Annotated in this window: 2 protein-coding genes; both read right to left on the reverse strand. The window is 51.2% G+C overall.

The window, feature by feature from the left end; translation table 11 throughout:
* Window positions 1-1,342: hypothetical protein (locus GX839_07700; protein NLB05336.1), on the reverse strand; the 1,342-nt coding region annotated here is incomplete at its 3' end.
* Window positions 1,343-1,344: 2 nt separating this feature from the next.
* Window positions 1,345-2,112, reverse strand: coding sequence for a phage tail family protein (locus GX839_07705; GenBank protein ID NLB05337.1), 768 nt, complete (start codon window positions 2,110-2,112; stop codon window positions 1,345-1,347).
* Window position 2,113 lies beyond the last annotated feature (1 nt).

A 2,113-nucleotide genomic window follows, 5' to 3' on the forward strand; every position in this document is an offset into this window, starting at 1 on the left:
AGATATCATCCACGATCTGGATCTTCTTTTCATTCTCCAAAAAGCGGCGCTTGGCATCCCGGAATGGGAGCTTGAAAGAGAGCGTATCTTCGCCGTTGACCTCGCCTGTGACGATGATCTCGTAGGCATTTTCCAGCACCGCTTCCCAGGCGCCGTCTCTGTCCAGGAGCACCGGCCTGGCATAGCCAATTCGCTCATAGGGGGCTTTCGGTATGTCATAGATGCGGATATCCACGAGCTTCGGTGTCTTTTTCGGATCACTGGTCGTAAGGGTCAGACGAAAGCGGATATAAGAGCTGCTTCCCATAGGAAGAGAGCCGTCTGGCGGGAGTGTTTCCCAAGCGCTCCAGCTAAGACGGTCTTCACTTGTTGCTATCTCTACCTTCGAAATATCAGTCACTCCCGCTTCGTATTCTTTCGTGATAGAAACTCTCCCATTGCCAGAAAGGCTTAAGGGCAGGGCTCTTGTGATCAGCTCGCCGTTTGTAGGAAAATTCCCGTCGACTGCTCTTAGGATGACCTTGTCGGGTTCGGCCGTGGCATCGACCGTGGACGTGTGAATCCCGCCGTTTGCCGAGAGAGAAGAGAGAAAAAAGTCTTCGACATCCGCTATCGCAAGGCTTGAGTTGGTATCCAAAAACCAGTCATCAAAGCCGCCCGCATACCAGTAGCTTCCAGCGTGCATTCCCATAATGATATCCGCCACGGAGCTGCGGTTTAGCTCGTCTGTAAAAGAGTAGACGGGCGAGATCCAGTTTTTGCCATCTGAGCGGTCACCCAGAAAATACTGCGCTGTCTTGTCGTTTGCCCTAATCAGGCAGCAGATAAAGTAGGTGCCGCCGTTTTGCATGGCAAAGGACGGTGACGTTGTCCTGTCCAAAATGAGCGATCCCGCTTCGTTATAGAGCATGATGCGGGGACGTCCCTGGAAAAGCGACAGATAGAAGATCGGCTGACCCGGACCGTACCGGGTATTAAAGAGCGGACAGTAGGTGTTGCCGACGGAGTAAATGGTCGGCATCATCCAGCCGCCGACAGCGATGGTATCGCCTAAGTCCCGAAAGAACGTGCCGTCATTGGCGGCTTTCAGGTAGGTTTTTTCATTAGCGGGATCGTTAAGGTTGATCTTAATTGAGCCACCAAGACCACCGGAAACAAGGCCTGCCGTCACGCCGGTGCGGTTTACAACTTCAAGCTTTCTGTTTTGTCCGGAGCTGTCCGTCAAAAGACCATTTTCATCCCAGGCGTCATCGTTAAAACGCCAGAGCCCGGACATGGCATGCTCTTTCGGAAACTCACCAGTAAAGTCTTCCTGTCTGTTAAGGATTGTTTTAAGTGCCATCTCTACCTCCAGCGACTTTTTGCCTGTATCTTGAGTTCGGTAAATACGGCGTTGCTCGCTTCAATCACGATCTCATTGCCACCGACTCGAAGCTCAGGAAAGTTCAGCTCCTGTAAGAGCGGCAGTCCGTTTCTAAGAATCGTGCCGTTTTGAGCTTTGACATAAGCCGTCATATTCTCTGTATCAATAAAAAGTGTCTCACCGGGTGAAAGACTGGCATTCACCAGCTTCATCTCTGCGCCACTCACAGAGACAGAGATGTAGTTGTTAGGTGTTTTTGTCAGTTCTCCCTGTAAGGCATAGACCGGAGCGGACTCGATATTGCCAAGTAATCTCGTCACGGTATGTGTTCCTGTCTCTGTCAAAACAAAATTCTCATCTTCCACGGCATAGGAAAAGGGATCGGGGCAAAAGAACTTCAGTTCAAAGCGTCCTGCTGCCCGGATGACCCGTTCGCAATCCACCTTGTCTTTCAGCCTTGCCATAAAATAGCGGTCGGGCACTTCGTCAAAGATGAGCTGCTTTAAGCCGTCCAAAGGCGAGAGCCAGAGGGCAATCTGATCGAGTTCAGCTACCAAATTTTCAAAACGAAGCTTCGGAAAGATGGAACAGGACACGCTGATTTCCCGGCTGTCGAGATCCGATCCGAAGTCCGCTGCTCCGTATTTTCCAGGAATGGATGTGCTGTAGTTTCGCAGTGCGCCCGATACCTGCCAGGAGAGAAGTCTCGCCTTGACGCCCATTTCCTGCGAGGATATGTCGTTATAGATA

The organism is Fastidiosipila sp. (assembly GCA_012511175.1).
In the GTDB taxonomy this organism is placed as follows: domain Bacteria; phylum Bacillota; class Clostridia; order Saccharofermentanales; family DTU023; genus UBA4923.